This is a genomic window from Nevskia ramosa DSM 11499 (assembly GCF_000420645.1).
Lineage (GTDB): Bacteria > Pseudomonadota > Gammaproteobacteria > Nevskiales > Nevskiaceae > Nevskia > Nevskia ramosa.
On the sequence record NZ_ATVI01000007.1, the window covers coordinates 392666 to 409177 of the forward strand.

The 16512-nt window shown below is 64.2% G+C and carries 15 protein-coding genes; 1 reads left to right on the plus strand and 14 read right to left on the minus strand.

Features of this window, described 5'->3' with window-relative positions; genetic code table 11:
* Nucleotides 1-239 precede the first annotated feature (239 nt).
* Nucleotides 240-1085: a DUF4394 domain-containing protein gene (locus tag G513_RS0113140; RefSeq protein WP_022977311.1), complete on the plus strand. Its 846-nt coding sequence runs from the start codon at nt 240-242 to the stop codon at nt 1083-1085.
* Between the two features lie 65 nt (nt 1086-1150).
* On the opposite strand, the gene G513_RS0113145 is transcribed toward G513_RS0113140, so the two are convergent.
* From G513_RS0113145 to G513_RS0113205, 14 genes are all read right to left on the minus strand, one after another.
* Nucleotides 1151-1561 carry a GFA family protein gene (locus G513_RS0113145; protein ID WP_022977312.1) on the minus strand — a complete coding sequence of 137 codons (411 nt, stop codon included), beginning with the start codon at nt 1559-1561 and terminating at the stop codon, nt 1151-1153.
* A 104-nt stretch (nt 1562-1665) separates the two neighbouring features.
* A complete protein-coding gene (locus G513_RS0113150) occupies nt 1666-2052 on the minus strand; it encodes a VOC family protein (RefSeq protein ID WP_022977313.1) in 387 nt (128 codons plus the stop codon).
* A gap of 73 nt (nt 2053-2125) precedes the next feature.
* The gene (locus G513_RS25520; protein ID WP_084711517.1) at nt 2126-2608 is read right to left on the minus strand and encodes a DUF4262 domain-containing protein; all 483 of its coding nucleotides are present in this window, start codon (nt 2606-2608) and stop codon (nt 2126-2128) included.
* 317 nt (nt 2609-2925) lie between these two features.
* Nucleotides 2926-4122 (minus strand): flagellar hook-associated protein FlgL, encoded by a 1197-nt coding sequence (gene flgL / locus G513_RS0113155; RefSeq protein WP_022977314.1) that lies wholly within the window; start codon nt 4120-4122, stop codon nt 2926-2928.
* Between the two features lie 11 nt (nt 4123-4133).
* Nucleotides 4134-6017, minus strand: a complete 1884-nt coding sequence (gene flgK, locus G513_RS0113160; protein ID WP_022977315.1) for a flagellar hook-associated protein FlgK — start codon at nt 6015-6017, stop codon at nt 4134-4136.
* A 1-nt stretch (nt 6018) separates the two neighbouring features.
* Complete coding sequence (flgJ, locus tag G513_RS22935) at nt 6019-6945, minus strand: flagellar assembly peptidoglycan hydrolase FlgJ (RefSeq protein WP_022977316.1); 927 nt, start codon at nt 6943-6945, stop codon at nt 6019-6021.
* Entirely contained in the window at nt 6945-8066 is a 1122-nt protein-coding gene (locus G513_RS0113170; RefSeq protein WP_022977317.1) for a flagellar basal body P-ring protein FlgI, read from the minus strand. Before G513_RS0113170 ends, flgJ begins: the two co-directional genes overlap by 1 nt.
* A gap of 20 nt (nt 8067-8086) precedes the next feature.
* Nucleotides 8087-8749: a flagellar basal body L-ring protein FlgH gene (locus G513_RS0113175; protein WP_022977318.1), complete on the minus strand. Its 663-nt coding sequence runs from the start codon at nt 8747-8749 to the stop codon at nt 8087-8089.
* Entirely contained in the window at nt 8746-9531 is a 786-nt protein-coding gene (flgG, locus tag G513_RS0113180; RefSeq protein ID WP_022977319.1) for a flagellar basal-body rod protein FlgG, read from the minus strand. The genes G513_RS0113175 and flgG overlap by 4 nt, the downstream gene beginning before the upstream one ends.
* 142 nt (nt 9532-9673) lie before the next feature.
* The gene (locus G513_RS0113185) at nt 9674-10414 is read right to left on the minus strand and encodes a hypothetical protein (RefSeq protein WP_022977320.1); all 741 of its coding nucleotides are present in this window, start codon (nt 10412-10414) and stop codon (nt 9674-9676) included.
* A 125-nt stretch (nt 10415-10539) separates the two neighbouring features.
* Entirely contained in the window at nt 10540-10737 is a 198-nt protein-coding gene (locus tag G513_RS24990; protein ID WP_156891653.1) for a hypothetical protein, read from the minus strand.
* On the minus strand, nt 10734-11909 hold the full coding sequence (locus G513_RS22945) for a PepSY-associated TM helix domain-containing protein (RefSeq protein WP_022977322.1): 1176 nt from the start codon (nt 11907-11909) through the stop codon (nt 10734-10736). Before G513_RS22945 ends, G513_RS24990 begins: the two co-directional genes overlap by 4 nt.
* Before the next feature lie 13 nt (nt 11910-11922).
* On the minus strand, nt 11923-14061 hold the full coding sequence (locus G513_RS0113200) for a TonB-dependent siderophore receptor (protein ID WP_022977323.1): 2139 nt from the start codon (nt 14059-14061) through the stop codon (nt 11923-11925).
* Between the two features lie 143 nt (nt 14062-14204).
* Nucleotides 14205-16502, minus strand: a complete 2298-nt coding sequence (locus G513_RS0113205; protein WP_022977324.1) for a TonB-dependent receptor — start codon at nt 16500-16502, stop codon at nt 14205-14207.
* Nucleotides 16503-16512: the final 10 nt, after the last annotated feature.

Consider the following 16512-nt stretch of genomic DNA (forward strand, 5'->3'; position numbering starts at 1 on the left):
GGAAGTTCGGTGATGAGGGCGCTTTGGACAGCGGCTCGTGAATGCCTTGGAAACGAAGCGAGAACAAATCGTCAATGTCTGATGAAATTTGCAAGTCATTGTCGATATTCGATTTTTCAGGCTCTCGAGCCGCATCTGCCGGCTCTCGGCGCTCGTACCCCGAAGGCGTCGACAGCTCGCAGCGCAAGCCCTGCGCTCGCACAAGCCTGACGACGCCTCATCCACTGGAGACTAGAAAAATGTCACTCAGGAAGAATCTGCTGCTCGCTTCAACGCTCGCTTTCGGCTGCACCGGCACTGCCTCGGCACTGACCCTGGTCGGCGTCACCAGCAACAACAGCCTTGTTTCATACGACAGCAATGCCGCCGTGCCGTTTTCGGTGACCGCCCGTCTCGGCGGATTCACCGCCGGCGATACCACGCTGGTCGGAATCGACTATCGCGTGCAGGACGGCGCCCTGTACGGCGTCGGCAACAACAGCGGCGTCTACCGGATCGACGCCGCAACCGGTGCAATGACCTACCTGCACACGCTCAGCGTGACGCTCGATGCCGCTGCCACCGGGTTCGGCGTCGACTTCAATCCTGCTGCGGACCGCCTTCGCATCGTCAGCAACACCGGGCAGAACCTGCGCCACAACATCGGCACCGGCATCACGCTGCTCGACGATCCGCTCGACTACGCCCCGGGCGCGGTGCTCAACGGCATCGGCCCGACGGCGCTCGGCATCAGCGCCGTGGCCTATACCAACAACGATCTGCTGACCACCACCGCCACCACGCTGTTCTCGATCGACACCAGCCTTGACCAGGTGGCGCTGATTTCGCCGCCGAACAACGGCTCGCTGGCGGCGATCGGCAGTCTCGAACGCGACGTGACCGGCCCGGTCGGCTTCGATGTGCTGAGCTCGCTGAATCCGGCTGGCAAGACGATCGCCAACACCGGCTATCTGTCGATCAACAACACCGACACGACGGCGACGCTGTTCACCGTCAACCTGTCCACCGGCGGTCTGAGCACAATCGCCACCACGCCACGCATCGGCGCCCGTCTGGTTGCGATCGCGGCGCCGCTGGGGCAGTAATCAGTCAGCAAGCTGAAAAGAAACGACCGGCCCAGCGCCGGTCGCTTCTTTTCAGAGAGAGGATTTCAGGAAAACGGCGGCAACTCGGAATGGCGCGGCAAGGCATCCGCGAACTCGGCCCAGGCCAGATGCTCGGAGTGCCAGCAGTGCAGCGTTGGCTGGACCGCGTCCGGCTGGTCCAGACTGCCGATGGCGATATCGACGAGGCCCGGCAGGAAGCTCGCCGTGAAAGCGATCTGCGTGCCGCAAACCTCGCAGAAACCCCGCTGCGCTTCGGACGATGAAGCGTAGGACTTGGGCGCGGCCTTGCTGAAATGCACCTGGTCCTGCGAGTACATCGCCCAGGCCACCGCCGGCGCGGCATGGGCGCGGCGGCACATGGTGCAGTGACAGATGGCGGCCAGCATCGGCTCGCCAGTGATCGCGTATCGCACGGCGCCGCACTGGCAGCCGCCTTCGATTTTCTGGTCGGACATCTCGGGCTCCTGTTTTTAAGGCTCGTTCAAATGGGCGCGCGTCCGCTCCAATGAACTTGCGCCAATGGAATCGGCTCAGCCGAGCGAGCAACACGCCGCTCTGATCATTGGCCAGCAGGCGGCTGCCAAAGTTCCACCTTGTTGCCTTCCGGATCGATGACCCAGGCAAATTTCCCGTACTCGGAATCGTCGATCTTCTCGAGGACGTTGCAGCCTTCTTCGCGCAAGACCTTGACCAGGGCGTGGAGATCGTCCACCCGGTAATTGATCATGAACGTGGAAGTGCTAGGCGCGAACTGGTCGCCTTGCGCCGAGCCGATGGACCAGATGGTGGTTCCGGCAACCGGCTTGCCATCACCGTCGGTCCAGGTGAACGCCGTGCCGCCCCACCCTTGCAGATCGATTCCGAGATGCCGCTTGTACCAGGCCTGCAGCGCCGCAGCGTCCTTGGCCTTGAAGAAGATGCCGCCGATGCCGGTGACTCGCTTCATGGAACCTCCGAGGTGAGGTAGTGGTAAGGGAGAGAAACTGGGGCGCGGAGAATCACGAGATATGTAATTCCGTCTATCCAGGCCCACTCGCTGCACCAATTGCGATAACCGGCTGCGAGAGTTTGAAGTCTGCTGTTGCCAGCGGATGCCACGGGAAGTAACCGGAGCGAGATGGCCAAACGATCTGATGCAAGGGAAAATGGTCGCCTTCGTAATACCACCGAGCATAACCAACATGCTCGTAATACTCAGCTTTCGCCACCTCTGCGAAACAGCACGAATAGCCATTAAGCAATTCGTCACTCGGCTTGCTGAGGTCGAGTGGAGTACCCGACTGCGCCGCCTCTGCCGCAGTTGTAAGAATTAGATGAGAAACCCTAGAAGGGAGACCAAAGATTATTAGCTCTGGATGCTCGTAAGTCCGGAACAGTCCGACCGTGAAGGAATATTCGACTTGCGCATCTTCTGCCTGAATATGGACGCAGTGCCACCCGAAATTAGCTATGTCATCAATGACTTTCTGCTCGCTGCGATCTTCTCCAATTGAACGAACCATTCGTAGTACCTGGTTGGATTTAGCGTACACATTCGCCGAACAAGCTCACCAGAAGAAAGCGACCATTTGGCGGAAAAATCTTCTCCGCGTTGGCGAATCCAAGCAATTCACACGCTTACTGGACGGACATGGCGACATCTTAGTGAAGCGACTTTTCCTGCTGGAGCGCTGCATGCGTTCCAAGCTCGTAAAGCCACGCGGGGAGTGGCCTAGAACAGACGGTACATCGCTTCTCCCAGCAAGCGCTACCGCCTGCGCAAACGAGATACGGCCGACCGATTGGCGCGAGTACGCCTAACTCAGTTCAACCGCCACGCTCAACGCAGATAGTCGAACAAACTCAAACCCTGAATCTTCGCAAACGACTGCTGCGCAGCCTGCAGGCCGGTGAGTTGTTGCGTGAGGCGGCCGGCGGCTTCGGCGTAGTCGATGTCGCGCAGGCCGGACAGCGCGTCCTGCACTTTCACGGCCTGTGAGGACAGCTGGTTGTTGGCGTCGTCTGCGGCGACCAGCCGCGCGCCCAGCGAGGCGCGCACGTCGATGATCCGGTTCTGCGCCGTTTCCAGTGACGACAGGTTTTCGAGCATGCCGGTCTGCACCTTGGCGCGCAGTGCGGGATCGGTGGCGGTGGGTGTTTCCAGCAGGGTGGCGAGATCGCGGATGGTCTGGAAGATGTCTTTCTGGCTGCTCGGCGCAACGCTGAAGGAGTCGCCATCGGCCGGCTCGCCGGTGATGGTCAGATCGACGCCGCGGAAGCGGATGCTGCTGCCGGCCGTATAAGCGCCGCTCGAAACGACGTTGTTGCTGGCGTCGGTCACCGAGTAGTTGCCGGCACTGAAGCTGACCGAGTAGCTGCCGCCATCCCAGGCCGATGAGTCGTAAACCTTGCTCGACGCGATCGTCGCCGTGCCGGTGTTGGCGGCAGTGGCGGCGATGCTGAAGTTGCCGTTGCCGGAGACGTGACGCAGGAACACTTCGGCACCGCCATCGCTGGATTGCACGGCGCGGTTCGGGCCGATCTGGATCTGGCGGATGACGTCATCGCCGCTGAACTGGGTGCCGCCGCTGGTCAGCGAGAACGGCGCCGAAGCGTCATTACTGCCGGCGAACAGATAGCGGCCCTCGCCGTCCGCGGCGTTGGCGTAGCTCAGCAATTGATCGAGCGACTGGCGAACGTCGGCCGCAAGGCTCTTGCGATCGGAATCGCCAAGCGTTCCGCCATTGCCCTGCAGCACCCGCTCACGAATCCGGTTCAGGGTTTCGCTGGCGCCGGACAACGCGTTTTCTTCGAAGCCTAGGCGTTCGGATACCGCCTGGGTGTTCGAGGTGTAGCGCTGGTTGGCGCTCAGGGTCTGGTCGAGCGACAAGCCGTGCGCGGCACCGGTGGGATCGTCCGCACCGGTCAGCAGCTTCTTGCCGGACGACAACTGGTTCTGCGTTGCCAGGGCCAGCGATTGCTGACGCTGCAGCGAGGCGATGCTCTGGCGATAGAAATCAGCGGTCGAGACTCTCATGTGTCTCTCCTTCAGCGACGCGTTGCCGCGAGCAGCGAATCGAACACCGTGCTGGCAACGGAAATGATCTGGGCAGCGGCCTGATAAGCCTGCTGATAGCGCAGCAGGTCGGCCGCCTCTTCATCGAGATTCACACCGGACAGCGCATTGCGCTCGGTGATCGTCTGCGCCTGCAGCGAAGTCTGGGCATCGAGCTGCAGTTGTGCGGTCTGAGCGCTGGAGCCGACCTGCTGCACCAGCTGACCATTGGCCGCGGTCAGCGTATTGAGGCCGCCGTCGAGCAGCGTTTTCGTGGCAATACCGGACAGCAGGCGGGCATTGCGATCGTCACCGCTGTTGGCGCCGGTAGGGCCGACGCTGAAACTGTCGCCGCTCGAAGGCGCTCCACTGATCGCGACTTTCCAGCCATTGACGCTGATGTCGCTGCCGGCGGTGTAGGCATAACTGCCGCTGCCGTTGATCGAATAGGTGCTGGCGCTGGTGAACTGGATCTGGGCCGGCGTGCGCAGGTTCGGATTGGAAACGTCGACGACCTCGCCCGCGGTGATCTTGCCGCTGCCGAGATTGCCGACCGTGGCACTGGCCTTGATCGGCGCGGCAGCGGCGAGCTGCGAGGGATTGGTCAGCGCCACCTGCAACTGTCCGGCGGCACGGCGGCCAGGCTGGACCAGGAACTTGTCGCCGGCAGCGGCGCCCGGCGTGACGCTCAGGCTCAAACCCTTGGCGACGAAGGGATCGGCCGTGGTGCCGCTGCCGGTGAATGGCACAGCCGAACCGCTGGCGGCATCGGTCAGCGACCAGGCGCTGCCGTTGTAGCTGAGCTGGTAGGCGCGGCCATCGAGCTGGGTCGCATCGCTGAAGCCAACGTTGACTGCAGCGCTTCCGGTGTTGCGGTAGGACGCCGGCGCGGTGCCCGCCAGCGGCGCGAACAGCGGCTGGCCAAAGTTGCCGTTCTGATCGACGCCCTGCGCCTGCTGCGCGTTGACCGCTTCGGACAGCGAGATGGCGATGCGGCCCAGCTTCTCGCGCGCCGGATCGAGCACTTCGCGGCGCGCATCGAGCAGGCCGCCGAGGCTGCCACCGCCGACCTGGCCGCTGATCACCGCCCCGCCCGGCACGGTCACTTCCACGCGCCCGGAATCGAACTCGTTCGGCGCGGTACCGAGCTGCGTGGCCTGGGTGCCGACGACCAGGCTCTGGCCGTTGGCGACGAACACGTTCAGCGCGCCGTTGTCCTGCTCGACGGTGGTTACCGAAACGCGATCCGCCAGATCACGCACGGCCTGATCGCGCTGATCGACGAGATCGTTGGGAATCTTGCCGCCGGAGCTGCCGATCGCCTGGGCGATGCGCTCGTTGAGCTGGGCGATGGTGCCGGCGTAGTTGTTGATTTCGGTGACGGTCTGCGTCACTCGCGAGTTGATCGAGTGCTCATCGGAATCAAGCTGGCTCTGCAGATCGTTGAAGCGGCCGGCCAGGGCATCGGCGGCGCTGAGCACGGTCTGCCGGGTGGCGCTCGATGACGGCGTGGTCGCCATCACGCTGAGGCTGTCGAAGAAGCTGCTCAGCGGCGTGCCGAGGCCGGTGGTGGCATCGGAGAGCAGTGCATCGCTGCGCTTCGCTTCGGTGGTGAAGGTTTCGATTCGCGAGTACGAAGCCGCGCCGGCGATCTCGCGGGCAAAGACGAATTTGTCCGACAGCCGCTCGACGCCGCGTACAGTCACGCCATTGCCGGCATAGCCGTAGGTGGTGACCGCACCGACGGCGTTGGTGGTATCGAGCCGCTGGCGTGAATAGCCAGCGGTGTTGACGTTGGCGATGTTGTGGCCGGTGACATCCAGGCCGCTGCGGTTCGCTAGCAGTGCCGAAATGCCGATGCCGAGGATGTCCGCCATCTCAGGTCTCCCAGGTGTTGCCAGAGCTCATGCCGGGGCGTGCCGGCGACGCATCCAGCGTGGCCGACATCGTGCGTCCGTAAGCGACTCGCGCGATCTTCTGCGCGTAGGCCGGGTCGGTGGCATAACCGGCTTGCTGCAGACCTTGCAGGTACTGTTCCCCGCTGCCGCCATGCTTCAGCGCTTCGGCATAACGCGGGTTGTCCTTAACGAAGGACACGTAATCCTCGAAGGCTTCGCCGACCGACTTGTACGAACGGAATTCGGCGCGTTCGACTCTCCGCTCGCCCTTCACGTATTCGTGCGTGGTGGTGTTGGTCGTCGCACCTTCCCAGCCGCGGCTGGCCTTGATGCCGAACAGGTTGTGGCTGTCCGTGCTATCGGCATTCTTGATCTGGCGCTTGCCCCAGCCGGTTTCGTGCGCCGCCTGCGCCACCAGCACGCGCGCCGGAATGCCGAGTTCCTTCGCGGCCTTCTCGGCGAACGGGGTGATCTCGTCGACGAAGGCGTCGGCGGATTCGGCAGCCTTGCCGCTGACCGGTGCCACGCTCGTTGCCGAAGTCGCAGCGCTGCGGCCGCGCAGACCCGTTGGCGCCGTCGCGCTTTCGGTGCCCGGCGTTTGCGCGCCAATCAATTGACGCGCCAGCAGGTCCGCGAGCCCCAGGCCCTTGCCGGACGACAATTGCGCGGCCATCTGCTGATCGTAGATGTCGCGATAGGTATCGCTGCCGGAACCGCCGAGCAGATCGTTGCTCGCCGTATCGTCGCTGTGCGAAGCCTTGAGCAGCATCTGGGTGAACAGCGCTTCGAACTGACGCGCGACCTGCTTGATCGTTTCCGGATCACGGTCCTTGGCACCCGAACGCAGCTTGGCGAACTGGCCGAAGTCCGTCGTATTGATGCCTGGTGCTGGGGCCGCGCTGCTCATCAGATGATCACCAGCTCGGCACGCAACGCACCGGCGGCACGCAGCGCCTCGAGGATCGCGACCAGATCGCCGGGTGCTGCCCCAACCTGATTGATCGCGCGAACGATGTCGTCGAGATTGGCGCCGCCATCGAACACGAAGGCCGGGCGGCCGCTGGAGGTGACTTCGATCTGCGAGCGCGGCACCACCACGGTCTGGCCTTTCGAGAACGCTTCCGGCTGGCTGACCTCGGGCTTCTCGCTGATCGTCACGCTCAAGGAGCCATGCGAGACCGCCGCCGGCAGCACGCGCACGGCGCTGGAGATCACCACGGTGCCGGTGCGCGAGTTGACGATCACTCGGGCCGGCGCATCGCCGGGCGTGATGTCGAGGTTTTCGAGTTGCGACAGGAACGCGACTCTGGCGTTGGCATCGGCCGGCGCGACCACCGAGACCGTCACCGGGTCGATCGCCCGCGCCAGTTCGGAGCCGAGCGCGCTGTTGATGCCGGTGGCCAGACGAGTCGCCGTCGTGAAATCGGAAGTCCGCAGATCCAGCCGCAGTTCCGGGCTGGCGCCGAAGGTGGCCGGCACCGCGCGTTCGACCGTTGCACCGCCTGGCACCCGGCCGGCACTCGGCACATTGATCGTCACTCGCGAGCCATCCTTGGCCGACACGCCGAGGCCACCGACCACGACATTGCCCTGGGCGATGGCATAGACCTGACCGTCAGCGCCTTTCAACGGCGCCATCAGCAAGGTGCCGCCGCGCAGGGAACCGGAGTTGGCGATCGACGACACGGTGATGTCGATCGTCTGGCCCGGCTTCGCGAACGGCGGCAGCTCGGCGTTGATCGCCACCGCGGCAACATTCTTCAGCTGCGGATTGACACCCGGCGGCACGGTGACGCCGAGCTGGGCAAGCATCGCTTTCAGGCTCTGCACGGTGAACGGTGCCTGCGAAGTCTGATCGCCGGTGCCATCGAGACCGACCACCAGGCCGTAGCCGATCAGCGGATTCGAGCGCACGCCGGCAACCGTCGCCAGATCCTTCACGCGCTCGGCGCGGGCCACGTTCAGAGTGGCAATCGCCATCAGCAAGCTGAGCAGGGCGATGAGGTGGAACGCAGTGCGCATGGACATGGAGTGCCTGCCTTCGGCGATCAGAACGGGAACCACGGGGAGTTGAAGAAGCGCGTCAGCCAGCCCTGGGAGTTGGCATCGGCCAGCGCGCCGCGGCCCTTGTAAGAGACGCGGGCGTTGCCGACGCGATCGGAAGACACGGTGTTGTTGCTGAGGATGTCGACCGGGCGGATGACGCCGTCGATGAACAGGGTTTCCGAGCCCTGATTCAGCTCGACCTGCTTCTCGCCACGGATCTGCAGCAGCCCGTTCGGCAGGCGGCCGACGACCACCGCGGTGATGCTGCCGTCGAGGCTGTTGCTCTGCTTGGAATCGCCGCTGCCATTGGCGCTGCGAGTGCCGGCGATGCCGGTGTTGACGCCGACCGACTTGCCGAACACCGAGATGTCGGTGAGATCGACCTTCGATGATTTCGAGGTATTGGTTTCGGCGCTCTTCTGCGCCTGGGTCTTTTCGATCAGCAGAATGGTGATCAGATCGCCGACGTTTCGCGCCTTGGCGTCCTCGAACAGGGCGATCGACTGGCCATCGCTGTAGATCGCGCCTTCGCTCGGCATGCCTTGCGGCAAGGGAATCGGCACCGGCTGCGGGCGCTCTTCGCCGAGCGAGACTCTCGGCGACATCGAGCTGCAGGCACCGAGCAGCAGCGCCGAGGTCAGCATCAGGGCGCGGACAGCGATCACAGGTTCTGGCCGATGTACTGCAGCATCTGGTCGGTGGTCGAGATCGCTTTCGAGTTCATCTCGTAGGCGCGCTGCGTCTCGATCATGTTGACCAGCTCCTCGACGACATTGACGTTCGAGGCTTCCAGCGCGCCCTGCTGCAGCGAGCCGGTGCCGTTCAGGCCCGGCGTGCCGACCTGCGGCGCGCCCGAAGATGCGGTTTCCACATAGAGGTTGCCGCCCACTGCCTGCAGGCCGGCCGGATTGACGAAATCGGCGACCGTCAGCGAACCGATCTGCTGGCCGGCAGCCTGGCCTGGCAACTGCGCCGACACCGTGCCATCGGTTCCGATGGTCACCGACAGCGCGTTCGGCGGCACCGTGATGCCGGGCTGGATCGTGTAGCCGGCCGCCGTCACCAGTTCACCCTGGCTGTTCAGCTGGAAGCTGCCGTCACGGCTGTAGGCAGTGCTGCCGTCCGGCTGCAGCACCTGAAAGAAGCCGCGACCATTGATCGCGACATCCAGCGAGTTGTTGGTCTGCTGCATGTTGCCCTGGGTGAACTGCTTGTCGGTGGCGACCACACGGACGCCGGTGCCGAGCGTCAAACCGGTAGGCGCCTGCGTCGACTGCGTGGTCTGGCCGCCGGGCTGGCGCACCGTTTGATAGAGCAGATCCTCGAACGCCGCACGGCCGCGCTTGAAGCCGGTGGTGTTGACGTTGGCGAGATTGTTCGACACCACGCTCATTCGCGTGGCCTGGGCATCGAGCCCGGTCTTGGCAACCCAGAGTGCTGAATTCATCGTCTGGCCCCGTCTTTCGCATGCCGGAATCCGGCGGACGAGGGGACATTTACAAGTTCCGGACCAGACGCGATCGCGACGGTTTTGCGTCACGGCGAGTCAGCGCGCGACGACTTGTTGGCCGTCGCGCGCGTTCAAGGATTCACGGCAGCGTGACCGGCTCGATGCTCAGGTCATACCCGTAGGCATGGCTGGCCACACCGACACCGAGCGGCAGCGGCAAAGGCAGAAATCCGCCCTTGGCCTGCAGCACCGTGCCGGTGCCGATCTTGGCGTTCTGCGCGCTGTAATGGCCTTCGATCACCGCGGTCACCACCTTGTTCTCTACCCGGAACAAACGTGCGGAGGCCGCCGCGAACTTCAGCACCGGACCGGTCACCACCGTGCTGGTGTTCAAGCGAGTCCGCGGGCCGGCCGCCTGGGTCTTGCCGCTGCGGGTGCCGAGCAAGGTCTTGACGCTGACATCGACCATGCCCAGCTCGACCAGATCACCGAAACCGAGCGCCGCAAAACCGGCGGCGGTCTTCGTGCTTTCGGTGATCGCACCCAGAAAGATGCCGTAAGCCAGGATGCCGTCCGCCTGCAGCGCCAGCGGCGGCACCACCTCGACGAAGGAAATCACCTCGTCACTCGGCCGGCCCTCGCCGCCATCGGCGCAGGTCGAGCCGGACACATGCACCGACGCCCGACGCCCATTGCCGGGGAACGTGAAACCAGGCGGCAGCAGATCGGCAAACCGCGAAGCCGGATAGTTCAGCAATACGGTCTGCTCGGCGCAATCGCCAAAGTAAAGGAAATTTGCCGGCGCTTGCAGCGGCGGCTGAGCTTCGGCGCTGATAGCGGAAACGGCGAGCGTGGCAACAGCAAGGAATCGGACGGTCACGGCAATGCTCCCTGGCAATGGTGGATGAGCGCTAGCTGCCGCCTGCTTCTCCCAACAGAGCCGGGCGGCCTCGCGATTGTGTACGCCGCCGCTCGAAATATCTTCCACCGATGCAGACATCCGAATCAGCGCGGACTACCGGATTCGGGGGACGGCGTCGATCCGCCGCGGCGGCGGATCGTCACGACGAAGAGGCCCGCCAGCACCGGAATCGCCGCCAGCGCGAAGCCGAGCCAATCCCACAGACCATTGCCGACCAGCATCGCGACGATGCCCAACGGGCTCAGAGGCAGCAGCCACCACAGCGCCTGACGGGCGCTCATCGCGTCACCGCCGTCGCCGTTCTGGCCACGGCGCGGCGGCGGCGCGCCCACCATAGCCAGGCGCCGTTGCCGGTGATGAACAGGGTCAGCAGCGACGAGGCGACCCAGAGCAGCTTCAGCGGCAGGCCGCCGTAGTCGCCAAAATGCAGCGGCTCGGAAATCAGGATCGCCTTCAGATACAGCGGCAGCGGACGGGCATCGGCGAGCTGGCCGCTCACAGCGTCGACGAGAGCGACATCAAACAGGCGTTCGTCGTAGGGCTGGGTGCCGGACATCAGGATCATGTAGTGGCGCGGGCTGGAGAAATCGGTGCCCGGCCAGATCAGGAAATACGGGCGCTTGTCCGGCAACGCGGCCTGCGCGGCCGTCACCGCCTGGTCGATGGTCACCGGCAATGCGGTCAACACCAGCGGTACGGCATCGGCGGCGACCGGCGTCTTCCCCGCCATCTCCTTCAGCTCGGTGGATTGCCAGATCGCCAGCGCGACGCCGCCCAGCGCCAGGGCGACGCCGGTGATCGTCACCACCAGCGCCCAGCCCAGCACTACCGCGCCGATGAAGTTGTGCAGATCGAGCTGCATCAGCCGCGTGCCTCGGCCACGCCGGATCATGCCGAACAGCAGCTTGCGCACGTACGGCGCGTAAACCACAACGCCGGAGATCAGCGAGATCAGCACCAGCAGCGCGATCAGCCCGCCGAATAGCTGGCCGAAGAAACCGGCAAACCAGTTGGCGTGCAGTTCGAGGATGAAACCGGTCGGCGTTTTCTCGAAGTCGGTGGTACCCAGCGGCTCGCCGCTGTAGCTGTTGTAGAAGTACGGCTTGCCTTCCTCCAGCTTGGTCGCGGTCAGCGGTGCCATGCCGACGACCGTTCGTTCCGGATGTTCGATATCGACGAACACCGAGATCGGCCGCAGCTCCGGCAGCTGCTTCTGCGCGGCAGCCACGATGTCGGCCAGCGGTTTCGGCGCCGCGTTGCCGGCACGCTCGACCGCCGGCACATAGCCCAGCGCTTCGTCGATCTCCTCGTGGAAGATCAGGATCGCGCCGGTGATGCACAGCACCAGGAAGAACGGCGTGGCAACCAGGCTGGCCCAGCGATGCAGCCAGAGGTTGGCGCGAAAGAAGCGACCCTTGCTGCGTACCGCGGACGTGGCTGGAGAAGTGGACATGTCGCTCTCGGTTTCAGTAGTCGTAACGCAGAGTCGCCTTGATCGTGCGCGGCTCGGCGAGGGTCAGCAGGCCGCTCTGGGCGTTGGCCCAGTAGTTCTTGTCGGCGATGTTCTCGACGCCGAGCAGGAACGCCGCGCGATGGCTGGCAAGCCGGGTTTCGTAGCGGATGCCGAGATCGAAGCGCGTCGAGCTCTTCACCGTCTGGGTGTTGGCGCTGTCGAGGAACTGCCTGCCGACGTGATAGACGCCGCCGTTGACGAACAGACCCGGCAGCGGTCGCACTCGGTAATCGGCAAACAGGTTCGACACCAGCCGCGAAACGCCGACCGGCCGCTTGCCCTCGGTGCTGGCATCGCCGGTGTCCTTGGTCGTCGGGTCAAGGAGCATCACACCTGCGACCAGGCTCAGGTCTTCGGTCGCGGCACCGCTGGCACCGAGTTCGAAGCCGCGATGCTCCTGCTCGCCGTTCTGCACGTAGGTGCCGTTCGGCACCGCCGGATCACTGGTGTCGACGTACTCGAACGGCCGCTTGATATCGAACAGAGCCGCAGTAAGTGTGATCCGCGCGAGTTCCAGCTTGCCGCCGATCTCGAACTGTTCGGTCTCGATCGGTGCCAGCACCTGGTTCGCGTTGCTGGTGCCCATCGGTGCCGTGCCGCCCTGCTCCAGGCCCTGAGCGTAGTTCGCGTACAGCGAGGCATAGGCCACCGGCTTGTAGATCAGCGCAGCGGTCGGTGAGGTCTTGTGAACCTTGTTGACCGGCGGCAGAAGGTCGTCCGTCGCGGTGTCGTAGTTACGGATCTCCAGGCTTGAATAGCGGGCACCGAGCAGCAGCGACCATTGCGAGCCGATGCTGAGGATGTCGCTGAGCAATACACCCGAGGCGTCCGATTTCTGGGCCAGACCGACCGTGATCGGCACGGTATCCGGTTCCGGCGCGTCGACCGGGTTGTAGAGATTGGTCGGGTACACGCCGAGGAAACCATCGCCATTGAAGCGCGATTTCGCTTCCGACCCGCTCAGTCCGAACGTCAGTTGATGGCGGATGAAAGCGGTATCGAACTTGCCATGCAGCAACACTTGGCCGCTGGTCTGACGGTTGGTGGAGCCGCTGATGCTGCCGAACAGTGCGGCGTCGCCATTGCTGTCGGAAATGCTGCCGAAGCGCGCGTTCTTGGTCGCCGGGCGGTGATCTTCTCCGTCGAGCAACTGCGCAGTCACCGACCAGTCCTTGGCGAATTCCCAGTCCACGCGCTGATACAGCGTGCGCGCCTCGGTCTCGAAATTGTCCCAGGGCTGGGCGATGTTGCGGGTCGCCTTCGGCGGCTTCGGCACGGCAACGCCTGCGGCCACCACGAAGAACGGCTGCAGCTGTGGGAACTGGTTGTTGGCGTATTCGATGATGGTCGTCGAGGTCACGCCGGGAGCGGCGCGCCAGTCGAACGACAGCGAGGCGCTCTTGTGGGTCCAGTCGGCATCCTTGACCGCCTGCTCGCCATCCTTGTAGCCAACGTTCACCCGGAAGCCGAACTGGCGATCGGCACCGAAGCGATCGCCGATGTCGGCGTTGAGGCCGAACAACGCCCGGCCGGTGTAGGTGGCGGACGCCGAGCGTACCGGCACATCGCCCTGCCGCTTCGGAATGAAGTTCATCGAACCGCCGACGCTGCTGGCGGCGCCCAAGCCGTACAGGAAGGCGCTCGGGCCCTTGAGGATCTCGACCCGATCGAGGTTGCTGATCTGGTAGCGGCCATCGGACAAACCGACATTGCCCGGCAGGCCGTCATACAGATAACCGTCAGTGCCGATGCTGAAGCCACGCAGCGAAGCAAAACCGACCGGCACATTGCCGACCGTCGCCGAAGGATCGTTCTTCAGGTAGTCGCCATAAGTGGCGGCCTGCTGGTTGTTGAGCAGATCGCGGCTCAGCACGTTGATCGAGTACGGCGTATCGATCAGCGGCAGATTACCGAGCGCGCCGCTGCTGGCGTCAGTGGCGCGGTACTGATCGCGCGCGCCAGTGACGGTGACCGGATTCAACTGCGCCGGCTGCGCATCGGCAGGCTGGGTGTCGTCAGCATTCGCTGGAATGGTGATGACGACGAGCAGCGCGGCGGCCGCCTTGATCGACAAGGTCTTGCTGGATGACATCGAACTTCTCCCCGGATGTTTTTTTTGTGGTGACGAACACGGCACGAGCCGCTGCCCAGGCGGCTTCGTTCGACAAGCTCATGCGAAAGTTTAAATGATAAGTATTCGCAATTGAACGTCAGCCTCAACGTTTCGATGACAAATCAGAAACGCGCCTCCAACTGCACACCCAGCCGCCGCAGGGTGCCGTAGCTGACGAACCGTCCTTCTTCGGTGATGCCCAGGCCGGTGGTGGTCCGGACGCTGCTCTTGACGGTGTCGTCATCGAGCAGATTGCGGCCGTAGAGATAGGCCGCCAGCCGCTGGCCCTGATAGCCCAGCCGCGCATCGAGCAGCCGGCGGATGTCGCCGCGCTCATCGGCGGCGTTGGCCGGGCTGCTGTAGTAGGCGGCCGTGCTGCTATAGCTCAGCGACACGAAGGCACCGGTACGGTGCCGATAACTGCCGCCGACACTGCCGCTGAAGCGCGGCGCATCGACGAACTGATTGCCGGAGAAATCCTGGCCGTTGTCGACGAAATCCTTGAACCGGGTGTGCGCGTAGCCGCTGCTCAGATACAGCTCGAGCCCTCTCAGCGGCTGCCAGCGGGTTTCCAGTTCCGCACCATCGAGCACCGAGTTGGCAGCGTTCTTGGTGCTGTAGTCGAAGCCATCGTCGCTGTCGATGGTCGCCACCTGCTGGTCGCGCCAGTCGACGTGATAGACGTTGAGATTGATGCCGACCTTCTGCCACGGCGTGGCGCGGAAGCCGACCTCGTAGTTGCGGGTGTACTCGGGCTTGAACTCGTTGATGGTGCCCTGGCCACGCAGCACTTCGGCGCCTCCAGCGCGATAGGCCTCGCTGTAGGTCGCGAACAAGGTCCACTCCGGTGCCAGCCGGTAGCGCAGGCCGATCTTCGGCAGCAGTGCGCTGTACTTGCCGGTGGCGCGCTGCGTGCCGTCGGTGGTCGGCAGCAGATCGGCTGCAACCAGTACCGGCAGCACGTTGATGCCGGGTACCGTTTCGTTGCCGAACAGATAGGCATCGGCCCGATCGATGCTGTAGAGCACGCTGGTTTCGCGCTGCTCGCGGTCGTAGCGCAGGCCCAGGGTCAGGGTCAGCGGCTCGCTCAGCTGGATATCGACTTCGCCGAACAGCGCCAGATTGTCGCCCTTGTTGCTGGCCAGGCTGGTGGTATCGATGCGGGCCACCACCTGGCCAGCGCCGGGTACCGGCAGCACGGCAGAGAGTGGTACCTGGAGATCGCGCAGCACGTAGTCGCGCCGGTCCTCGAAGCTCGTCGCGTACACGCCCACGGAACCGGTGACGCGGCCCCAGGCCTTGGCGTTGAGACGCAGCTCCTGAGACAGGTTGCGGCCTTTCAGATCAAGCGTGGTGCTGCCGCCGTCGCGTGCGGTCTGATCGAAGTCCTGCGCCAGATCGCCGGTGGTGTCGATGAAGCCGGTGGTCCCGCTCAGCGAAAACACCGGCGTCAGCACGTACTCGTTGCGCCACGACACCAGCGTCGATTCGTTGATATAGCGATAGGGCTCGTTGTCGGTCGCCTTGCGGCGCGTGCTGTCGCGGGCGCTGTCGGCAATGAAGAGGGTGTCCGGCGCGGCATCGGTGCGGGTACGGCTGATCGCCACCACGCTCTTGAGGCCGGCGATCGAAGCCGGCGTAAGGGCCAGTTTCAGGCGCGCCAACTCGTTGACGCTGCGATCCCAATGGCCGTCGTTGCGGGTGATGTTGACGAGATCACCATCGTCCTCCACCCGATTGGCAGCCAGCCGGAAGCCGAAGGCATCCGACAACGGTCCGCCACCGGCCAGCGCGTACTGGCGCGAGCCTTCGGTGGCAATGCGCATTCGGCCGAGCAAATCCCAGTACGGCGTCGGATCACGCGTGGTGCTGACCACCGCACCGGCGAGTGCATTGCGGCCCTGGCTGGTCGATTGCGGTCCGCGCAGGATTTCCACCTGCTCGACATCGAAAACATCCACGGCATTGCCACCGACGGCAGTCGGATCCAGGGCGATGCCATCGACATAGATGCTGATCACCGGCGCACTGCTGGGCGAGCCATAGCCCTGCGCGCCCAGGCTGTTGACGCCGCGCAGGCTGATGCTGCCATCGTCATCGGCGAGCACATTGGCAACCCGGCGCGCGAGGTCGTACAGGTTCTGGTCGCCGTAGTTCTCGATCTGCTTGCCGGTGGTGACGCTGACCGAACTCGCGGTGTCGGCCAAGGCACGATTGAGCTTCTCGCCCTTGACCATCACCGAATCGAGCCGCACCGGCGCCGGCTCGCGCGTCGGCAGCACGATCGGCTTGTCGGGCACACGGATGATGCCCAGCGTTGCGCCGTCGTCGGGCGCTTCGCTGACGGCGGCTTCCCCAGGCGGCAGCTCCTCGGCCAGCGCAGGAAAGCCGGTCAGTGCAGCAACAACGGCGAAGCACATCGGTTTTATG